General features: G+C 61.2%; 18 protein-coding genes. 7 read left to right on the top strand and 11 right to left on the bottom strand.

Annotated elements, in window-relative coordinates; translation table 11 throughout:
• The 6 genes from ureC (at position 1) to ureG (ending at position 5,708) form a co-directional block, all read left to right on the top strand.
• The gene (ureC, locus tag GFM02_RS13865; protein ID WP_003561946.1) at positions 1-1,713 is read left to right on the top strand and encodes an urease subunit alpha; all 1,713 of its coding nucleotides are present in this window, start codon (positions 1-3) and stop codon (positions 1,711-1,713) included.
• Between the two features lie 31 nt (positions 1,714-1,744).
• Positions 1,745-2,416: a TIGR02117 family protein gene (locus GFM02_RS13860; protein WP_168321918.1), complete on the top strand. Its 672-nt coding sequence runs from the start codon at positions 1,745-1,747 to the stop codon at positions 2,414-2,416.
• Between the two features lie 331 nt (positions 2,417-2,747).
• Entirely contained in the window at positions 2,748-3,611 is an 864-nt protein-coding gene (locus GFM02_RS13855; protein WP_168321917.1) for a GGDEF domain-containing protein, read from the top strand.
• Positions 3,612-3,698: 87 nt separating this feature from the next.
• The gene (locus GFM02_RS13850) at positions 3,699-4,328 is read left to right on the top strand and encodes an urease accessory protein UreE (protein ID WP_168321916.1); all 630 of its coding nucleotides are present in this window, start codon (positions 3,699-3,701) and stop codon (positions 4,326-4,328) included.
• Positions 4,329-4,334: 6 nt separating this feature from the next.
• Complete coding sequence (locus tag GFM02_RS13845; RefSeq protein WP_168321915.1) at positions 4,335-5,006, top strand: urease accessory protein UreF; 672 nt, start codon at positions 4,335-4,337, stop codon at positions 5,004-5,006.
• Between the two features lie 90 nt (positions 5,007-5,096).
• Entirely contained in the window at positions 5,097-5,708 is a 612-nt protein-coding gene (gene ureG / locus GFM02_RS13840) for an urease accessory protein UreG (RefSeq protein WP_003542294.1), read from the top strand.
• 19 nt (positions 5,709-5,727) lie between these two features.
• Here the strand turns inward: ureG and GFM02_RS13835 are convergent, their stop codons facing one another.
• The 8 genes from GFM02_RS13835 to GFM02_RS13800 form a co-directional block, all read right to left on the bottom strand.
• Positions 5,728-6,411 (bottom strand): Crp/Fnr family transcriptional regulator, encoded by a 684-nt coding sequence (locus tag GFM02_RS13835; protein WP_168321914.1) that lies wholly within the window; start codon positions 6,409-6,411, stop codon positions 5,728-5,730.
• 167 nt (positions 6,412-6,578) lie between these two features.
• The gene (locus tag GFM02_RS13830; RefSeq protein ID WP_168273124.1) at positions 6,579-9,905 is read right to left on the bottom strand and encodes an efflux RND transporter permease subunit; all 3,327 of its coding nucleotides are present in this window, start codon (positions 9,903-9,905) and stop codon (positions 6,579-6,581) included.
• A gap of 12 nt (positions 9,906-9,917) precedes the next feature.
• A complete protein-coding gene (locus GFM02_RS13825; RefSeq protein WP_168321913.1) occupies positions 9,918-11,108 on the bottom strand; it encodes an efflux RND transporter periplasmic adaptor subunit in 1,191 nt (396 codons plus the stop codon).
• 507 nt (positions 11,109-11,615) lie between these two features.
• The gene (locus GFM02_RS13820) at positions 11,616-12,587 is read right to left on the bottom strand and encodes an ABC transporter substrate-binding protein (RefSeq protein WP_131665206.1); all 972 of its coding nucleotides are present in this window, start codon (positions 12,585-12,587) and stop codon (positions 11,616-11,618) included.
• A 58-nt stretch (positions 12,588-12,645) separates the two neighbouring features.
• Positions 12,646-13,773, bottom strand: a complete 1,128-nt coding sequence (locus GFM02_RS13815) for an ABC transporter permease (protein ID WP_020051327.1) — start codon at positions 13,771-13,773, stop codon at positions 12,646-12,648.
• Positions 13,770-14,699 carry an ABC transporter permease gene (locus tag GFM02_RS13810; RefSeq protein ID WP_130684414.1) on the bottom strand — a complete coding sequence of 310 codons (930 nt, stop codon included), beginning with the start codon at positions 14,697-14,699 and terminating at the stop codon, positions 13,770-13,772. Before GFM02_RS13810 ends, GFM02_RS13815 begins: the two co-directional genes overlap by 4 nt.
• The gene (locus GFM02_RS13805; protein ID WP_168321912.1) at positions 14,696-15,076 is read right to left on the bottom strand and encodes an endonuclease domain-containing protein; all 381 of its coding nucleotides are present in this window, start codon (positions 15,074-15,076) and stop codon (positions 14,696-14,698) included. Before GFM02_RS13805 ends, GFM02_RS13810 begins: the two co-directional genes overlap by 4 nt.
• A 179-nt stretch (positions 15,077-15,255) precedes the next feature.
• Positions 15,256-16,032, bottom strand: a complete 777-nt coding sequence (locus GFM02_RS13800) for an ABC transporter ATP-binding protein (protein ID WP_163881943.1) — start codon at positions 16,030-16,032, stop codon at positions 15,256-15,258.
• Between the two features lie 94 nt (positions 16,033-16,126).
• Between GFM02_RS13800 and GFM02_RS13795 the strand changes: the two genes are divergently transcribed.
• Positions 16,127-16,540: a cupin domain-containing protein gene (locus GFM02_RS13795; protein WP_003542280.1), complete on the top strand. Its 414-nt coding sequence runs from the start codon at positions 16,127-16,129 to the stop codon at positions 16,538-16,540.
• Positions 16,541-16,598: 58 nt separating this feature from the next.
• On the opposite strand, the gene hydA is transcribed toward GFM02_RS13795, so the two are convergent.
• The 3 genes from hydA to GFM02_RS13780 are packed head-to-tail and all read right to left on the bottom strand — an operon-like array spanning position 16,599 to position 19,772.
• The gene (gene hydA, locus GFM02_RS13790) at positions 16,599-18,056 is read right to left on the bottom strand and encodes a dihydropyrimidinase (protein WP_168305439.1); all 1,458 of its coding nucleotides are present in this window, start codon (positions 18,054-18,056) and stop codon (positions 16,599-16,601) included.
• Positions 18,057-18,060: 4 nt separating this feature from the next.
• Positions 18,061-18,519, bottom strand: a complete 459-nt coding sequence (locus GFM02_RS13785) for a hypothetical protein (protein WP_164053757.1) — start codon at positions 18,517-18,519, stop codon at positions 18,061-18,063.
• A complete protein-coding gene (locus GFM02_RS13780) occupies positions 18,516-19,772 on the bottom strand; it encodes a Zn-dependent hydrolase (protein WP_168321911.1) in 1,257 nt (418 codons plus the stop codon). Before GFM02_RS13780 ends, GFM02_RS13785 begins: the two co-directional genes overlap by 4 nt.
• Positions 19,773-19,860: the final 88 nt, after the last annotated feature.

Genomic DNA, 19,860 nt, shown 5'->3' with positions numbered 1-19,860 from the left:
ATGCCCTACAAGATCTCGCGCGCCGCCTATGCCGGCATGTTCGGACCGACCACTGGAGACAAGGTGCGCCTTGCCGATACGGAGCTTTTCATCGAGATCGAGAAGGATTTCACCACCTATGGCGAGGAAGTGAAGTTCGGCGGCGGCAAGGTGATCCGCGACGGCATGGGCCAAAGCCAGGTGACGCGGGCGGATGGCGCGGTCGATACGGTCATCACCAATGCGGTGATCGTCGATCATTCAGGCATCTACAAAGCCGATATCGGCCTCAAGGATGGGCGCATCGTCGCGATCGGCAAGGCCGGTAATCCCGACATGCAGCCGGGTGTCAACATCATCGTCGGCCCGGGCACGGAGGCGATCGCCGCCGAAGGCAAGATCGTCACCGCTGGCGGCATGGACAGCCATATCCATTTCATCGCGCCGCAGCAGATCGAGGAAGCGCTGATGAGCGGCATGACCTGCATGCTCGGCGGCGGCACCGGACCGGCGCACGGCACGCTCGCCACCACCTGCACGCCCGGTCCCTGGCATCTCGCGCGCATGATCGAAGCGGCCGACGCCTTTCCGATGAACCTCGCCTTTGCCGGCAAGGGCAATGCCTCGCTGCCGGGGGCGCTGACCGAAATGGTGCTGGCCGGCGCCACTTCGCTAAAGCTGCACGAGGATTGGGGCACGACGCCTGGCGCCATCGACTGCTGCCTGTCGGTTGCCGACGAATACGACGTGCAGGTGATGATCCACACCGATACGCTGAACGAAAGCGGCTTCGTCGAGGATACGATCGGTGCCATCAAGGGCCGCACCATCCATGCCTTCCACACGGAAGGGGCGGGCGGCGGGCATGCGCCTGATATCATCAAGATCTGCGGCCAGCCGAACGTCATCCCGTCGTCGACCAATCCGACGCGTCCCTATACGGTCAATACCATTGCCGAGCATCTCGACATGCTGATGGTCTGCCACCATCTGTCGCCGTCGATCCCCGAAGATATCGCCTTTGCCGAAAGCCGGATCCGCAAGGAGACAATCGCCGCCGAAGACATCCTGCACGATATCGGCGCCTTCTCGATCATCTCGTCCGACAGCCAGGCCATGGGCCGCGTCGGCGAAGTGGCGATCCGCACCTGGCAGACGGCCGACAAGATGAAGCGCCAGCGCGGCCGGCTGAAGGAGGAAAAGGGCGACAACGACAATTTCCGCGTCCGCCGCTATATCGCCAAATACACGATCAATCCGGCGATCGCCCATGGTCTCAGCCGTGAGATCGGCTCGGTCGAAGTCGGCAAGCGCGCCGACCTCGTGCTGTGGAATCCGGCCTTCTTCGGGGTGAAGCCCGATATGGTGCTGCTCGGTGGCTCGATCGCGGCCGCCCCGATGGGCGATCCGAACGCCTCGATCCCGACGCCGCAGCCGGTGCACTACCGGCCGATGTTTGCCTCCTATGGCAAGAGCCTCACCAATTCCTCCGTCACCTTCGTCAGCCAGGCCTCGCTCGATGCCGGCCTGAAGGGCCGGCTCGGCGTCGCCAAGGAACTGGTCGCGGTGAAGAATACGCGCGGCGGTATCTCCAAGGCATCGATGATCCACAACGACCTGACACCCGAGATCGAGGTCGATCCGGAGACCTACGAGGTCAGGGCGAACGGCGAGTTGCTGACATGCGAGCCGGCGACGGTGCTGCCGATGGCGCAGCGCTATTTCCTGTTCTAGGCCCACGTCCGATGTGTGATGGACGGTTGCGATGAGGACAGGCATCCGCTGGTTGTTGCGGATCGTATTCCTGCTCGTGCTTTCGGCGGTCTGCGGGACCCTTATTCCCCGGCCGCTGATTGCGCCGGTCGAAGCGTCGTCTGCCGCAGTGACGCATCGGATCCTGCTGCTGTCAGGCTCGATCCATACCGATATTGCCATTCCGCTCGACGCGGAAACGCGGGCTGCCTTTTCCTTCCTCAACAATACCGATTTTCCGCTCGGCCATCCGAGCGCGGAGTGGCTCATTATCGGCTGGGGCGGTCGTGCCTTCTATCTGGAAACGCCCACATGGGCGGAGCTGAAGCCGCTGCCGGTGTTGCGCGCGCTGACGATCGACCGTTCAGTGCTGCATGTAGACCTTGCCGGCCCTATCACCGAGCCGCAGCCCACCGTTACGGCATTCGATGTCAGTGAGGATCAATTGGCGCAGCTGCGCGCTTTTATCTCGGACAGCTTCGTCCGTGACGCGGGCGCGGTGGTTCCGATTGCGGATGCGGGTTACGGTGAGATCGACCGGTTCTTCGAGGCCAGGGGATACTTCAACGCCCTCTTCGGCTGCAACACCTGGACTGCCGCTGCCCTGCGCTCGGCTGGGCTTCGAACCGGCATATGGAACCCGCTTCCACAAGCATTGCGATTGTCTGTTGCTGTCTACAATTGAAGCAGCCGTCGAGCCAGTCCGCTCTTAAAGTGAATTGTGAATAGCGCTCTCCATTTGGTTGTAAAAATCGGTGGAAAAATCGGTATTCTCGCCAGCTAAACCATTCTGGAACAGCCGCATCTGGAAGTTCAATAAATCCGTTTTATATCAATTGTTTAACTGTCTCTCTGCACTGTTCGATTCAGGGATTGGAAAGCTGCATCCCCTGCTAGAAAAATTCTGCCCACCGAAACGTCCGAAACCGTTCGAATTTTAACGAGCCAATTAAGACACCCGCAGCAATTTGGCTCTTATCAATGCCTGGAAACGCCGAGCAGGAAGGTTGATTCTCATGAGAAACTGGATTTCGCTGCAGGCCGATTTCGGCGATCTTCAATACCGCAGGAACGTCTATGTCTTCGCCCTGAAGATGGCTTTTCTTGCCGTTATTCTCTCAGGAGTGATTATCGCATTGACGATGCCGTCGCTCGATCTTCTCGGGCTCCTGCCGGTGACGCTCGCCCATGCAATCGGCTTCAGCGCGATCTTTTCCTGGCTGATCGGCGGTACCGTTTCCGGCATGCTGTCGCTGTTTGCCGGCTTTGCCATGCGCGATCTCGCGCTCTCGCGGGCGGAATTCGAAAAGCTCAGCCGCACGGATACGCTTTCCGAACTGCTCAACCGGCGCGCCTTTACCGAGGCGCTTGAGAATACCGATGACAACGCGTCGCTGGTGATTTTTGACGTCGACCGTTTCAAGACGATCAATGACCGCTTCGGCCATGGCTGCGGCGATGCCGTTATCGTCGCCGTTTCGGGCATGCTCACATCCGCTTTTGATGAGATGTCCGTCGTCGCACGGCTGGGTGGGGAGGAGTTCGGCGTCATCGTCTCCGGGGAGCCGCTGGAGGCGCGGATGGAGCGCATTGAAAGCGTCCGAGCCCGGATCGCCGGCGGCGCCATCAGGGCCGAGGGGCACGATATCCGCATCACCGTTTCCGGCGGCGTTGCCGATCTGGTCGCCGGGCGCAACAAGCAGGCGGTCTATGCTTCCGCCGACCGGGCGCTCTATCTCGCCAAGGCGCTTGGGCGCAATCGCGTCGTACATGAACGAGAGGGCCTGCATCATGCCTGGCACGGGCTCGTCGATAACGGCGGCGATGGCGAGAGCAGAGGACCGGAGAGCGACAATGTGATGCAGGCTTACGGAATATAAGAGCGGGGCCTGGACGAAAGGCCATTGGTGCTTGCATCGGGAAGAGCTATTTTGCATGGTCGTCCTCTCAGAAAAAACGGACATGTCATGCAGCGCGTCACCTCCTATCTTCCCGCCGGAACCCCTTCCTCCCATCCGATTGCCCAGGTGAAGCTGCCGCATGATCTGCGTCATCTGCGCCGCAAGCTGCTGCATCTGGAAAATGGCGAGATGGTCATGCTAGATCTCAAGGATCCGGTGCTTTTCGCCAATGGCGACCTCCTCGTGCGCGACGATGGTGAGCTGATCGAGATCCTCGCCGCCGACGAGAAGCTTTTCGAGGTTCGCGGACGTGACCGCACGCACCTGGTCGAGCTCGCCTGGCATCTCGGCAACCGGCATCTTGCGGCCCAGATCGAGGAAGACCGCATCGTCATCCTGCGCGATCACGTCATCCGCACCATGCTGCAGGGCCTCGGCGCCATCGTCCTCGAGATCGACGAGCCGTTCCAGCCGGCGCGCGGCGCCTACCATTCCCAAGGCGGGCATTCGCATGGTCATGATCACGATCACAATCATGACCACGGGCATGACCACGGGCATGATCACGGCCATGACCATGATCACGAACATGGCTACGAGCATGAGCATGAGCACCGCCACGATCGCGGTCATGATCATGATCATGATCACGGGCAGGATCATGGCCGCGGACATCACGACCACAAGCATGACTGAGCTTTGATGACTGGGGATCGCGAGCTGCAGGCACTGCTGCGCCTGACGGCATGGCTCTCACCGGCCTTTCCGATCGGCAGCTTTGCCTATTCTGGCGGGCTGGAGCGGGCGGTTGCCGACGAGCTCGTCACGGATGCAGCCTCGCTTGCGGCCTGGACCGGCACGCTGATCGGCAATGGTTCGGTCTGGAACGATGCGGTGCTTCTGGCCGAAAGCCACAGGCACCAGGCGGAAGCCGTGCGCCTTGCCGAGATCGCCGCGCTCGCCGAGGCGCTTGCCGGATCACGCGAGCGCCATCAGGAAACGATGCTGCTCGGCGAGGCTTTTCTCGCAGCGGCACGGGCCTGGCCGGACGGGGTGTTCGAGCGGCTACCTGACAAAGTCGCTTATCCGATTGCGGTCGGGGCGGTAACGGGCGCCCATGGCATAAAACCCGAGAAGGCACTCGCCGCCTTCCTGCATGCCTATGTCTCACAAGCGGTTTCATCAGGTATCCGCCTCGGTGTCGCCGGGCAACGGGATGGCCTCGCCGTTCTTGCCGGTCTGGAAGACCGTATCGCGGAGGTCGCCCGGCGGGCGGCAGCCTCGACGCTCGACGATCTGGGTTCGGCGACAGTGCAGGCCGATATTGCCAGCCTGCGCCACGAGACGCAGGCGACACGGCTGTTCCGTTCGTGATTGTCCGAAATTATCGCTGCGGCTGCGTCATTTGACGGTGGCGCGGGCGGGCGGCTTCGCTATCATCGGGGTTCGATTGGAGTAAGGCATATGAAATCAAGAAACGGACCTTTGCGTGTCGGCATCGGCGGGCCGGTCGGCTCCGGCAAGACGGCGCTGACGGAAAAGCTCTGCAAGGCGATGCGGGACGACTATTCCGTCGCCGTCGTCACCAACGATATCTACACGACAGAGGATGCCGAGGCGCTGGTGCGCATGCAGGCATTGACTTCGGACCGCATCGTCGGTGTCGAAACGGGTGGCTGCCCGCATACAGCCATCCGCGAGGATGCGACGATCAATTTGCAGGCGATCGCCGGCTTGAACCAGCGGATCCCCGATCTCGACGTCGTCTTCATCGAATCCGGCGGTGACAATCTGGCGGCGACCTTTTCGCCCGATCTTGCCGATATCACCATCTATGTCATCTCCGTTTGCCAGGGCGAGGAAATCCCGCGCAAGGGCGGGCCTGGCATCACCCGGTCGGACCTGCTCGTCATCAACAAGAAGGATCTGGCGCCCTATGTCGGCGCGGATCTCGAGGTGATGGACCGGGATGCAACGCGCATGCGTGCGAGCCGCCCCTTCGTCTTCTCCGACATGAAGCGCGGTGACGGCGTCAGCTCGATCGTCAGCTTCCTCAGGGAGCAGGGCGGGCTCTAAAGCGGGATGGTTTTGGCGATCAGATCTGCCGCAGCACTTTGACGTCGCCGACGGCGATTGCCCGGCCCCGCACCGTGACACCCTTCGTCTTCAGCGCAGAGAAGGCGCGCGAAAGCGCCTCCGGTGCGAGGCCGAGTTTGCGGGCAAGCAGATTTTTCGGAAAGGGCAGCCGCAGCGAAGCGGTCGCACCGTTCTCGATGCAATGGGTCAGCAGATAGTTAGCCACGCGCTGCGGCGCAGTCTGCATGCGGTCGCTTGCCAGGCATTCCATCGTCGAGATCAGATGCAGCGACAGGCTGCGCATGATCGCCTTGCCGATCCGCGGCTGCTCATCGAGCAACAGCCGGACCTTGGCGATATGAAAGCATGCCAGCACGGCATGATCCATCGCCTGCGCGCCGTAACGATAGGTTTCGTCGGCGTGGATCAGGCATTCGGCGAAACTGTCGCCGGGCTCGCAGATGCGGATATCGGCCTGCCTGCCGTCGCCGTTGTGACGATAGAGCCTGACATAACCGCTGAGCATGCAATAGAAATAGGCCGCCTTGTCGCCCTCCTCGAAGAGAACGGCGTGCGGGTCGCAGAGGAGAACGGTGGCGCAGGCGCGCAGGGCTTCAGCCTCGTCGTGGTCGAGCCCGGCCATGAAGTCAGCCTTGGCGAGCACAGCGGCCTCATGGCCGTCGAATGTCGGCGTCCTGTTCATCTCCCGGTCCCCTGATATGGCGGTCTTTTCAATTCCTTATGCCTGCCGGGCAAAATACGGGAAGGAGACGGCGATGGAATTGATTTTGGTCAACCGTCAGAGATGAATGAAAAAAAGCGAAACGGGCCGGGAGATCGCTCCCGGCCCGTTCAATTCCTCGGCTTTGCTTATTCAGCCGCGAAGGGCGGCAGGCGCAGCACGTTGGTGTCGTTGCCATTGGCCGTCTTGCGTTTGCTTTCCGGCTTTTCGATCGCGGTCAGGCGCTCCTCCAGCGAGTCGATGTCGCCGCGGTTCTCCCGGGTGACGCGGGTGAGATCCTCGCGCGACAGCGGCAGTTCCTCGTCGTCCTTCCTGCCGACCAGGCGGCCGAAAGCCCAGCCGAGCAGGCGGGAGAGGTCGTCCATGATCAGGAAGAAGGAGGGCACGACGACGAGCGAGAGCACGGTCGAGACGATGATGCCGCCGATCACCGCGATTGCCATCGGCGCGCGGAATGAGCCGCCTTCGCCGACGCCAAGCGCGGAAGGCAGCATGCCCGCCGACATGGCGATCGAGGTCATGATGATCGGCCGGGCGCGCTTGCGGCCGGCTTCGACCATGGCCTCGACGCGAGGCATGCCCTGATGGCGCATCTCGATTGCGAAATCGACGAGCAGGATCGCGTTCTTGGTGACGACACCCATCAGCATCAGGATGCCGATCATGACAGGCATCGACAGCGGATTGCTGGTGAGGATCAGGCCGGCTGCGACACCGCCAATGGCGAGCGGCAGTGAGAACAGGATGGTAAAGGGCTGGATCACGTCCTTGAAGAGCAGGATCAGCACCGTCAGCACCAGCAGCAGGCCCATCAACATGGCGTTGACGAAACTCTGCTGCATCTCGGTCTGCACCTTGGTGTCGCCGCTTTCGGCAAGGTGCACCGTGGCCGGGATATTGGCGTCGTTGACGATCTGACGGAAGCGGGCCGAAGCCGTGTCGAGTGCTACGCCCTGCGGCAGGTCGGAACCGATCGAGACGACGCGGTTGCGGTTGTTGCGCTTGATCGAGCTTACGCCTTCCGAATAGTCGATATTGGCGACACTTGCGAGCGGGACGGTGCCGCCGCTGGCGGTCTGGATCTTCAATGTCCGGATGGCCGCGAGATCGCGACGCATGTCGAGCGCGGCCTGAACGCGGATTGGGATCTGGCGATCGTCGAGCGAGATCTTGGCAAGGGCGGCATCGACATCGCCAATGGTGGCGACGCGGATCGTCTCGGAGATCTGCTGCGGCGTAATGCCGAGGCGGGCAGCCTCATCCATGCGCGGATGAACCTGCAGTTCCGGACGGGGCAGGGAGCCGTCGGCGCTGACATTGGCAAGCAGCGGATCGGCGCGCAGCTTGGATTCCAGAATGCCGACGGCGTCGTTCAGGTCCTTGTCGTTCTTGGAAAGGAAGTTGAAGGAGAGGTCGCGTTCGCCGCGGTCATTGAGCTTCAAGATCCGGACGTCGGGAATATCGCGCAGCTTGGCGAAGACTTCCTTTTCGATATCCCACTGCGGGCGTTCTCGGCCGTGGACCTCCACCTTCGGCAGTTTCGGGCCAATGACGGGGATGCGGCCGAGCACATCGTTGACCATCTTCTTGACCAGCGATTGGTCGAGCTTGTCGAGCGCCAGCGTGATGGTCGCACGGCGCAGTTCGAGATCGCCCTTCGGCGAAGCACCGCCGAGGACGAAGACGCTTTCGACGCCATTGATGTCCCTGACCCGGTCATAGATCGCATCCGTCGTCTTCTCGGTGTCGTCAAGGCGCGCATTGGGCGGCAGCTCGACGGAGAGAACGATGCGTGAGGCATCTTCCGGCGGCAGGAAGCTGCCGGGAACCTGCATCAGCAGCAAAACGGAGCCGACCAGGAAGGCGAACGCGACAATCAGCGTGGCATAACGCGTATACCAGCGTCCAGTCGTGCCACGTATGAGACGCGTGTATCCGCGCATCAGCAGGCCGTCATTGTCGTGATGGTCGTCGACGCCGTCTTCGGCCCGCATCAGATAGGCGGCCATCATCGGCGTGATGAGGCGCGCGACCATCAGCGAGAAGAAGACGGAGAAGGCGACGGTCAGACCGAACTGGATGAAGTATTGGCCCGGAATGCCCGGCATGAAGGAGACGGGCACGAAGACAGCGATGATGGTGAAGGTGGTGGCGATGACGGCAAGACCGATCTCATCAGCTGCCTCGATCGCCGCCCGATAAGGCGTTTTGCCCATCTTGATGTGGCGGGCAATGTTTTCGATTTCGACGATCGCATCATCGACAAGGATGCCGGTCGCGAGCGTCAGAGCGAGGAAGCTGACGAGGTTCAGCGAGAAGCCCATCATGTCCATGACCCAGAAGGTCGGGATCGCAGACAGCGGAAGGGCGATTGCAGAGATCAAGGTCGCACGCCAATTCCTGAGGAACAGGAGGACGACGATGACAGCGAGTAGCGCACCTTCGAGCAGCGTATGAATGGCGGCTTCGTAGTTGCCGTAAGTGAAATAGACCGAATCATCGATCAGTTCGATCTTCACATTTGGATTTTCGGCTCGCACCTTGTCGAGGTTCTGTGCCACGGTTTCGGCGACGCTGACTTCGCTGGCGCCCTTCGAGCGGAAAACGCCGAAGGTAACGACCGGCGTAGCGTTGAATCGCGAGAAGGATTTCGGCTCCTCATAGGTGTCCTTGATAACGCCGAGATCGGATAGTTTGACGAAGCGGCCGTTCGGTAGGCCAATGGTCGTATTGGCGAGGTCGGCGACGTTGCGGGCGTCGCCGAGAACACGGATCGCCTGTTCGCTGCCCGCCACCTGGCCGCGGCCTGAGCCGAGGTCGATGTTGGTGCCGCGCAGTTGCTGGTTCACGCTCGCGGCAGTGATGCCGTAGGCATTGAGCTTGTCAGGGGTGAGTTCGATGCGCACTTCGCGCTCTGCGCCGCCATAACGGTCGACGCGGCCGATGCCGGCCTGTCCCTGCAGCGAACGCTTGATCGTATCGTCGACGAACCAGGAAAGTTCTTCCAGCGACATGGCAGGCGAGGAAACGGCGAAGGTCTGGATCGCCTGTCCCTCGACATCGACCTTGGAGACGATCGGTGCTTCGGCCGTTGCCGGCAGATCGCTGCGAATGCGGTCGATCGCATCCTTGGTGTCCTGGACAGCCTGCTCCGTCGGCACTTCCATCCGGAACATGACGTTGGTCTGCGAGCTGCCGTCGGTCACCGTCGACTGGATTTCGTCGATGCCGGTGATCGAGGCGACCGCGTCTTCGATCTCCTTCGTCACCTGCATTTCGAGTTCAGCCGGCGAAGCGCCGCTCTGCGTCACGCTAATCGAAACTAGCGGCACGTCGATGTTTGGGAAGCGCGTGATCGGCAGCGTATTGAAGGACTGCATGCCGATGAACATCAACAGGCAGAAGGCCAGCAGCGGCGCGATCGGATTTCGAATGGACCAGGCTGAAAAATTCATCGGATGGTCTCTTTAGTTGGAAGCCGGGGGCTGTTCACGCACCGGTGTGATGTGGTCGCCGTCGCGGACGTAGGCGCCCGCCTTGGCCACGACCTCGTCGCCGGTCTTCAATCCTTCGACGATCTCGACATAGGCACCGTCCTGGATGCCGGTCTCGATCTTGGCGAATTTCACCACGCCGTCCTCGACCTTGCGGGCGGAGGAGCCTTCATTGCCGGTGAGCACCGCGGTCAGCGGAAGTGATACGCCCTCCGTCTCGCGCACGATGATCTCGGCGCTGCCGTACATGCCGGAACGCGCCTTGCTGTCATCGTCGATGGAGATATGAACGAGGCCGAGGCGGGTGACGGGATCGACGGTCGGCGAAACCAGACGCACGGCGCCGGAAAGTTTCTCGCGGCTGCCGGAAAGCGAAATCGTCGCCTTCTGGCCAGCCATCATCCTGACGATGTCGCTTTCGGCGATTTCGGCGACAAGCTCGATATCGCCGTTGCGGATAAGCGTGAACATCGGGTCGCTGGTGCCGGCGGCAATGGCGCCGACCTTGGCGTTCTTTGCCGAGATCGTGCCGCCGACCGGCGTCTTCACATCGGTGCGCGCCAGCTTCAAATCCGCATCTGCGATCTGGCTGTCGAAGACCTTGAGATCGGCTTCGGCGACCTCGATCGCCTGTTCGGCAGAGACGACACGGGCGTTGGCGGCGGCCGCAGTCGCATCGGCCTGTTCGACCTGGGCGGTGGAAACGGTACCCTTCTTGACCATTTCCTGAGCGCGAGCCTGCTGCTGCCTAGCCTGTTCGGCATTGGCCTGTGCCTCGATGAGTTGGGCACGCAGCTGGGCTAGGCTTGCCTCGCCTTTGGCCCTCGTCGCCATCATCTGGCTCTTCTCCAGCACCAGCGCGTCATCGTTGAGCGTCGCCAGCGTGCTTTCGGCCTGAACCTTGTCGCCGACATCGGCCTTCAACGTCCGAATCGAAAGGCCTTCGACCTGCGGCTGGATATAGACTTCCTCGACCGGTTTGACCGTTCCGGTGCCGATGACACGGTCGACGAGGGTGCGGTTCACCGCCGTGGTGACGACGATCGCCGGCAGGTTTTGCTGCGGTTTTGCGACCGGCGCTTCCTGCGAAAATGCGGTGGATGCAGCAAGTGCCGCTGCAAAAAGTGTAGAGGCGCCTAGAATTCCAATCGGCTTGCGTGCCATGCGTCTTCGTCCAATCTTATAATAAGGTTGGCCGAACTCGAGCGTCTGCCACTCAGCGCGCGATCAGGCCACTGCCCTTCCTGCATTCTCAGAGGTATCCGCCGATCCTTTGCCGTCTTCATCCCTCGCCGGCAAATTCGGCTTGTAGGTGGTATCGATTTGCTCGATCTACAAGTCCGGCAGAAAACAATTCCTCATTTGGCGATAATAATTACCATTCCGACGTCAATCAATCACCGCAAGGTTATGTCAACATTACGAAGATTGACCGCGTCTTATCGCTAAGACGTTTGACGCCCGATAAATGCGACAGTTGCAAGGCTTTTTTTCCAGTTACCAGATGCTGATAATGTAAGCCGACTGGCCTAAAATCTAAATCAGCATCTAGATCAAATAAATAGAGCATGATGTCGTCCGAAAACAGCGTACACTTTTCGGCATCATGCTCTAGAATAGACAAAACGCGCGGAAAATCTCCCGCGCGTTTCGCTTCGCAATCTCGCCGAATTATTTGGAAGCGGCGTCGGTGATGTCGTGCGTCCAGGCGCCCGACGGCTCCTTGCTGATGATCTTCTGATCGAGCAGCGCCTTTGCCGTGCGGGCATAGAGCGCCTCGTCCAGCTTGCCGGAGCTGTCGCCGACCAGCTTGGCGACTTCGCCCATCATGCGCTTCTGATGGTTGTCGTCCTGGCCGCCATTGTCCATGACGATCTCGGCGGCCTCGTCGGGATTCTCGGTGGCATATTTCCAGCCCTTCATCGAAGCGCGGACGAACTTGACCATTTTCTCCTTGAAGGCCGGGTCTTTCAGCTTGTCTTCCATTGCATAGAGGCCGTCTTCGAGAAGGTCGTTACCCATTTCAGTGTAGTTGAAGACCGTCAGTTCTTCAGGCTTGAAGCCGGCATCGATCGCCTGCCAGTATTCGTTATAGGTCATGACGGAGATGCAGTCGGCCTGCTTCTGGACGAGCGGCTGCACGTCGAAGCTCTGCTTTAGCACGGTGACGCCGTTCGGACCGCCTTCGGTCGACAGGCCGAGCTTGTTCATCCAGGCGAAGAAGGGATACTCGTTGCCGAAGAACCAGACGCCGAGCGTGTGGCCCTTGAAGTCGGCTTCGGTCTTGACCGGGCCGTCCTTGCGGCAGACCATTTCCAGGCCCGACTTCTGATAGGGCTGGGCGATGTTGACGAGCGGAACGCCCTTTTCGCGGGCAACCAGGGCGCCGCCCATCCAGTCGACGATGACATCGGCGCCGCCGCCGGCAATCACCTGCTCGGGGGCGATATCGGGGCCACCCGGCTTGATCTCGACGTCGAGGCCTTCTTCCTTGTAGAAGCCCTTGTCCTTGGCGACATAATAACCGCCGAACTGGCTCTGCGTGACCCATTTCAGCTGCAGCACCACCTTGTCGGCGGCCATCGCATGGGCCGATGCAAGCGACATCGCGCTCGCCATCATTGCAACCATCAACTTTCTCATTTTCTTATCCTTACCCTCTGAAGTTATGCCCGGACCCGTTTCTGGAGCCCGCGCGCGCCTAGCCACCACGGATAGACGGATGCCAGAACGTCACCGCCCGTTCGGTCAGGGCGATGATGCCATAGAAGATCGAGCCGGCCAGCGCCGCGACGGCGATTTCCGCCCAGACCATGTCGACATTCATGCGGCCGATCTCGGTGGAGATACGAAAGCCCATGCCGACGATCGGCGTCCCGAAGAATTCCGCAACGATGGCACCAATCAGCGCCAGCGTCGAGTTGATCTTCAGTGCGTTGAAAATAAAGGGCATTGCCGCCGGAAGCCTGAGCTTCAGCAGCGTCTGCCAATAGCCGGAGGCATAGGTGCGCATCAGGTCGCGCTCCATGCTGCCGGAGGCGGCAAGGCCGGCGACGGTATTCACCAGCATCGGGAAGAAGGTCATGATGATGACGACCGCGGCCTTCGACGGCCAGTCGAAGCCGAACCACATGACCATGACAGGGGCGACGCCGATGATCGGCAGGGCCGAAACCATGTTGCCGATCGGCAGAAGGCCGCGGCGCAGGAAGGCGATGCGGTCGGCGAGCACCGCGACGACGAAGCCACTGAGGCAGCCGACGATATAACCGATCAGCACCGCCTTGAAGATCGTCTGCCTGACGTCCGCGCCGAGGATGGGCAGCGACGCCATGAACCGCGCGCCGATGGCGCTCGGCGGCGGCAGCAGGATGAAGGGAACGCCGGCGCCGCGAGTGACCGCTTCCCAGAGAATGAGGATCCAGGCGCCGAAGATCGACGGGATCAGGAGCTGGAGCGCCGACTTGCCGAAAGTGGTGACGGGCTGCAGTTTCGACAGTTCGGTGACGCATCGCCAGGCAAGCAGCCAGCAGGCGAAGAGCAGCAGGAAGAAAGCCCGCGTCGCCGTTCCCTCGTTGCCGGAAAGTGCCGAAAGCAGCATCCAGGCGGCGCCATGCGCGCCGATAAACAGCACGGTGGCCCGATAGGCCGGCGGCTGCGGTGCGAATGACAGCAGGGCAGCCGCGATGACGATGGTGAAAATGAGGCTTGCCGTGCCGTCGGTAAGGGATCGCGCTGCGCCCTCGGCCAGGAGCGGCAGGGCCGTCAGCGCCCCGACACAGAGGAGGAGGGCAACCACGCCTTGCCAGGAGAAGGTCAGATGTCTCATGCCGGCCTCCCGCCCATGGCGCGGTCGACGATCTTCGCCGCAACGCCGACAATCGCAACCAGGATGCCCGCCAGCAGCGATCCGGCGACGAGGGCGGCCCAGATATCGATAGTCTGGCTGTAATAGGAGCCGGCCAGCAGCTTCGAACCGATGCCGGCGACGGCACCCGTCGGCAGCTCGCCGACGATGGCACCGACGAGGCTGGCGGCGATCGCGACCTTCATCGACGTGAAGAGGAAAGGGATGGAGGCTGGAACGCGCAGCTTCCAGAAAGTCTGCATCGGACTGGCATAATAGGTGCGCATCAGATCGAGATGCATGATTTCAGGCGAACGCAACCCCTTCACCATGCCGACGGCGACCGGAAAGAAGGAGAGGTAGGTGGAGATCAGCGCCTTGGAGACGAGGCGGGAGGCGTCGGAATCGAGGTTCAACAGATGCGCAACGGCATTGTCGCCGGTCAGTACGTTGTAGGAGATGATGACGATCATCGGCGCGATGGCAAGGATCGGTATGGTCTGGCTCGCCACCAGCCAGGGCATCAGCGAGCGATCCATGGCGCGGTTATGGACGATCAGCACGGCGAGAAGGATGCCGAGCAGCATGCCGAAGCCGAAGCCGAGCAGGGTGGAGGAGAGGGTTACCCAGCTGTGATAGACGAGGCTGCGGTTGCTCGAAAGGCTGCGCAGAAAGGTGTTCTCGTAGACGTTCTGCGCCACCTGATGCGGCGCCGGCAGGATCGGCTTCGGCTGCGCCAGCGTTTTGCCGATGAATTCGAGGGTCGTCGGTGTGGCGCCGGCGCGGCCGTCCATGTCGCGCTGGAACGGCGCGTTCATCAGGATGGCGGCGACATACCAGATGACGACGAGGGCCAGCAGGATGGTGGTGACCGGGACGATCTTGTCCTTGAAGGTGTCGGGTTTCATGCCAAAGGCTCCTTCAAGAATGGAGCAGCGTGTTTCTCGACGGTGAGAAACACGTAATCGGGTCCATCAAGTACTTGGGCATTGTCGAAGCGCAGCACTTTGAAACCCTCATTGCGCAGGAATGCATCCCTGGCAAGATCGTGGCGGCGGCCGTCGGCAGTCTCGTGGCTGTCACCGTCGACCTCGACGATCAGTCGTGCTGAAAGCCAGGCGAAATCGGCGATATAGGGGCCGATCGGCGTCTCGCGCCTAAACCGGGCGCCATAGGGCCTGAGATCGCGAAGCATATCCCACCTGGCAGCTTCCGCCTTTGTCAGTTCACGGCGGAGGCGTTTTGCCGTTTGGCGGGTTTTGAGGGTGATGTTTGAGTGTGGCATCTAGACCCCTCCCCAACCCCTCCCCACAAGGGGGAGGGACTTAACCGTCGAACCCGTGGGTGGCGGCAGCGCTCTCCCGCGACGTTCCATGGAGAATTCAGCGAGCGCCGCGTGTTTGCCCCTCCCCCTTGTGGGGAGGGGTTGGGGAGGGGTCTTGCCAAACAACACGCTCCCGCTCCTCATGCGTGTCCCGTCCTCAGCCCTTCGCGGACGCGGTGGGCGATTTCCAGGAACTCGGGAGTTTCGCGGATATCGAGCGGGCGTTCGGCCGGCAGGGTCGAGTCGATCACATCGGTCACGCGGCCCGGGCGCGGAGACATCACCACGATTCTGGTCGAGAGATAGACGGCTTCGGGGATGGAATGGGTGACGAAGCAGATCGTCTTATTGGTGCGGGTCCAGAGTTTCAGCAGCTCTTCGTTCAGATGGTCGCGGACGATCTCGTCCAGGGCGCCGAAGGGCTCATCCATCAGCAGCAGGTCGGCGTCGAAGGCGAGCGCACGGGCGATTGAGGCGCGCTGCTGCATGCCGCCGGAAAGCTGCCAGGGGAATTTCTTCTCGAAGCCCGAAAGACTGACGAGATCGAGCGCTTCGGCGATGCGCCGCGTCCGGTCGGCGCCGGAATAGCCCATGATCTCCAGCGGCAGGGCGATGTTGTTTTCGATAGTGCGCCAGGGATAGAGCGCCGGCGCCTGGAAGACATAACCATAGGCGCGTGCCTTGCGAGCCTCCTCCGGCGTCATGCCGTTGATCGAGATCTCGCCCGAGGTGCTCTTTTCGAGATCGGCGATGACACGCAGGAACGTGGTCTTGCCGCAGCCCGATGGACCGATGAAAGAGACGAAGTCGCCCTTGCGGACATCGAGATTGACATTGCTCAGTGCACGCACCGGGCCGTCATTTGCCTGGTAGGTGAGACAGAGATCCTTGGCGGATACGACGGAGGGTGTTTGCATCAACGCGACCAGTCTTGTTTTCGCCGCGGGAACGCGGTTTGCGTGCTATCATTGCCGCCGGTTTTATCGACGACACACTCCATGGAGGATGAGGATGGACGTGACATCAAAGCCCACCTGCCACATCGTTCGCCCCAATCATGCCTATGACGGCAAGCAGGGGCTCAGCTATTTCCAAGGGGTCGCGGCCGAGACGGTCGGCGCCAAGGGCATCTGCATGCACCTCCTGACGATCCCGCCGGGCGTACGCGCCAAGGCGCATCTGCACGAGGCGCACGAGACGGCGATCTACATGCTCTCCGGCGAAGCCCATACCTGGTACGGAGACCGGCTCGAGCATCACGTCATCGTCCATGCCGGCGAACTTTTCTATATCCCGGCCGGCGTGCCGCACCTGCCGGCGAACCTCAGCAGCACGCCGTGCACGGCGATCATCGCGCGCACCGATCCGAACGAGCAGGAAAGCGTCGTGCTTCTGCCTGAGTTGGACGCTTTGGTGCCGGCGTGAGATCATTGGCATAGAGGCAGCGGTCCCCGGTTGATGGCCATCTCGTCATGCGCCATCGTCATACGCCGCTTGCCGGAATGCCGCTCCGCGTCACCTTGCGCGGTGCAGTGATGTCCTTCCACTGGGAAAGCGCTTTGCTGACAGCCGTGACCGGCTCGCGCCTGACAAATTCGCCGTGGCCCTCCTGCGTCTTGATGGTGTTTTCCTCGATCGCGACAACGCCGCGCGTCAGCGTATAGCGCGGCAGGCCGGTCACTTCCTTGCCTTCGAAGACGTTGTAGTCGATCGCCGACTGCTGGGCCTTGGACGAGATGGTCTTGGAACGTTGCGGGTCCCAGACGACGATATCGGCATCGGCGCCGACAAGGATCGCGCCCTTCTTCGGATAGATGTTGAGGATCTTGGCGATGTTGGTCGAGGTGACGGCGACGAATTCGTTCATCGTCAGCCGGCCGGTGTTGACGCCATGGGTCCAGAGCATCGGCATGCGGTCTTCGAGGCCGCCGGTGCCGTTCGGAATCTTGGTGAAATCACTGAGCCCGAAGCGCTTCTGCGCCGTGGTGAAGGCGCAATGGTCGGTGGCGACGACCTGCAGCGAGCCGGAGGCAAGCCCTGCCCAAAGCGAGTCCTGATGCTGCTTGTTGCGGAAGGGCGGCGACATCACCCGGCGGGCCGCATGATCCCAGTCGGGATTGGAATATTCGCTCTCGTCGAGCGTCAGGTGCTGGATCAGCGGTTCGCCGTAGACCCGCATGCCTTTGGCACGAGCGCGGCGGATCGCCTCGTGCGCCTGCTCACAGGAGGTGTGGACGATATAGACCGGGCAGCCGGCCATGTCGGCAATCATGATGGCGCGGTTGGTGGCTTCACCTTCCACTTCGGCGGGCCGGGAATAAGCATGCGCCTCGGGGCCGTTATTGCCCTCGGCGAGCAGCTTTGCCGACATCGAGGCGACGACGTCGCCGTTTTCGGCGTGCACCAGCGGCAGGGCGCCGAGTTCGGCGCAGCGCTGGAAGGAGGCGAACATCTCGTCATCATCAACCATCAGCGCGCCCTTGTAAGCCATGAAGTGCTTGAAGGTGTTGATGCCCTTGTCGCGGACGATGGTCTCCATCTCCTTGAAGACCTGCTCGCTCCACCAGGTGACCGCCATATGAAAGGAATAGTCGCAATTGGCGCGGGTCGATTTGTTGTCCCACATGGTCAACGCCTCGAGCAGCGACTGGCCGGGGGCGGGCAGGGCGAAATCGACCACCATAGTCGTTCCGCCGGAAAGGGCGGCGCGCGTGCCGCTTTCGAAATCGTCGGAGGAATAGGTGCCCATGAAGGGCATTTCGAGGTGGGTGTGCGGATCGATGCCGCCCGGCATGACGTAACAGCCGGTCGCATCCAGCGTCTCGTCGCCCGAAAGGTTCGGACCAATCTCGATGATCTTGCCGCCGTCGATTTTCACGTCAGCCTTATAGGTCAGGTCGGCGGTGACGATGGTGCCGTTCTTGATGACTGTGGTACTCATAATCCTAGTCCTTCCTAAAGTCGAAATCTGGTTGACCATCAGGACGCTTAATAATGTGAAGGCCTCTCAGAGTTATACCTTTGACTTTCCACGTTTGTAACGTGAGACAATCCCGGTTTAGGCTTTCGATGATGAACATGTTCAATTTCTGAACGGCGTCCCTCGTGTTCCATACGTCGCTGTTGTCCTGAAGAATAACTGTAACGGAGTCGCCTTCACGCGTAATTGTGGCTGGTGTCAATGATCTTGAGTTTGGCACCACCGGATTGGCTATCATCAGCTCCAACGTTTGGTTGCGTGTACAAAAGTCAGCTGGCGCAATGTGAACTTCCTGATTTTCTTTCACATTTCTAAGCTGTCTTGCATCCGCATCGTTGCTCGTTGCGCCAAAGACGTCAGATACACCCACTAACGCAGCCCAAGCGAAGACTGCATAAGCGAGATACGGCGGCCGAAGGTTCATTCGGTGACAATCTCCGCCGTCTCGACCACCGCATGGAACAGCACATCGGCCCCCGCCATCGCCCATTCCTTGGAGATTTCTTCCGCCTCATTGTGCGAGAGTCCGCCGACGCAGGGGCACATGACCATCGTTGCCGGTGCGACCTTGGCGGCCCAGCAGGCGTCGTGGCCGGCGCCGGAGATAATGTTCATGTGGCTGTAGCCGAGCCGCTCGGCAGCGTCGCGCACCGACGTGACCAGTTTCGGATCGAAGGTGATCGGCTCGAAGTGGCCGATCGCCTCGATGGAACAGCCGACGCCGAGTGCGTCGGTGATCTCAGGCGCCTTCGCCTCGATCTTTGCCCGCATGCGGTCGAGCTTCTCCTTGTCGGGCGAGCGGATGTCGACGGTGAAGACGACCTTGCCGGGTAGTACGTTACGGGAGTTCGGAGAGAAGAAGACTTGGCCGACACCGCCGACGGCGCCTGGCTGTTCGCCCATCGCCACGTCCTGGACCATTTCCAGGATGCGGGCCATGGCGAGGCCGGCATTGACGCGCAGGTTCATCGGCGTCGATCCGGTATGGGCTTCCTTGCCGGTCAGCGTGAATTCCAGCCACCAGAGGCCTTGGCAATGGGTGACGACGCCGATCTGCTTTTCCTCGGCTTCGAGGATCGGTCCCTGCTCGATGTGATATTCGAAATAGGCGTGCATCTTGCGGGCGCCGACTTCTTCGTCGCCGACCCAGCCGATGCGCTTCAGTTCGTCGCCGAACAGATTGCCCTCGGGGTCCCTGCGGTTATAGGCAAAGTCCAAGCTGTGCACGCCGGCGAAGACGCCTGACGCCAGCATGGCAGGGGCAAAACGCGCCCCTTCCTCGTTGGTCCAGTTGGTGACGACGATCGGATGTTTGGTCTTGATGCCGAGATCGTTCATGGTGCGCACGACTTCGAGGGCCGCAAGTACGCCGAGCACGCCGTCATATTTGCCGCCGGTCGGCTGGGTGTCGAGATGCGAGCCGACATAGACGGGCAGAGCATCGGGATCGGCGCCGGGGCGGGTGGCGAACATCGTGCCCATGCGGTCGACACCCATGGTCAAACCGGCATCGTCGCACCATTTTTTGAAAAGGCTGCGGCCCTGCGCATCGGCGTCCGTCAGCGTCTGGCGGTTGTTGCCGCCCGCTATGCCGGGGCCGATCTTCGCCATCTCCATGAGACTGTCCCAGAGACGGTCGCCATTGACGCGCATGTTCTCGCCTGGTGCTGCCACCATTTCGTATGCCCTCACCTGTTTGCGGCAGTCATGCAAAGGGCATGCCCGCCTGTTCCCGTGGTCCTTTCCTGCGCCCCCTTATTGGTTT

The organism is Rhizobium leguminosarum bv. viciae (genome assembly GCF_012276115.1).
GTDB classification, from domain to species: domain Bacteria; phylum Pseudomonadota; class Alphaproteobacteria; order Rhizobiales; family Rhizobiaceae; genus Rhizobium; species Rhizobium leguminosarum_T.
Note: the sequence above shows the minus strand (reverse complement) of the source record. Positions and strands in the feature narration are given on the sequence as shown.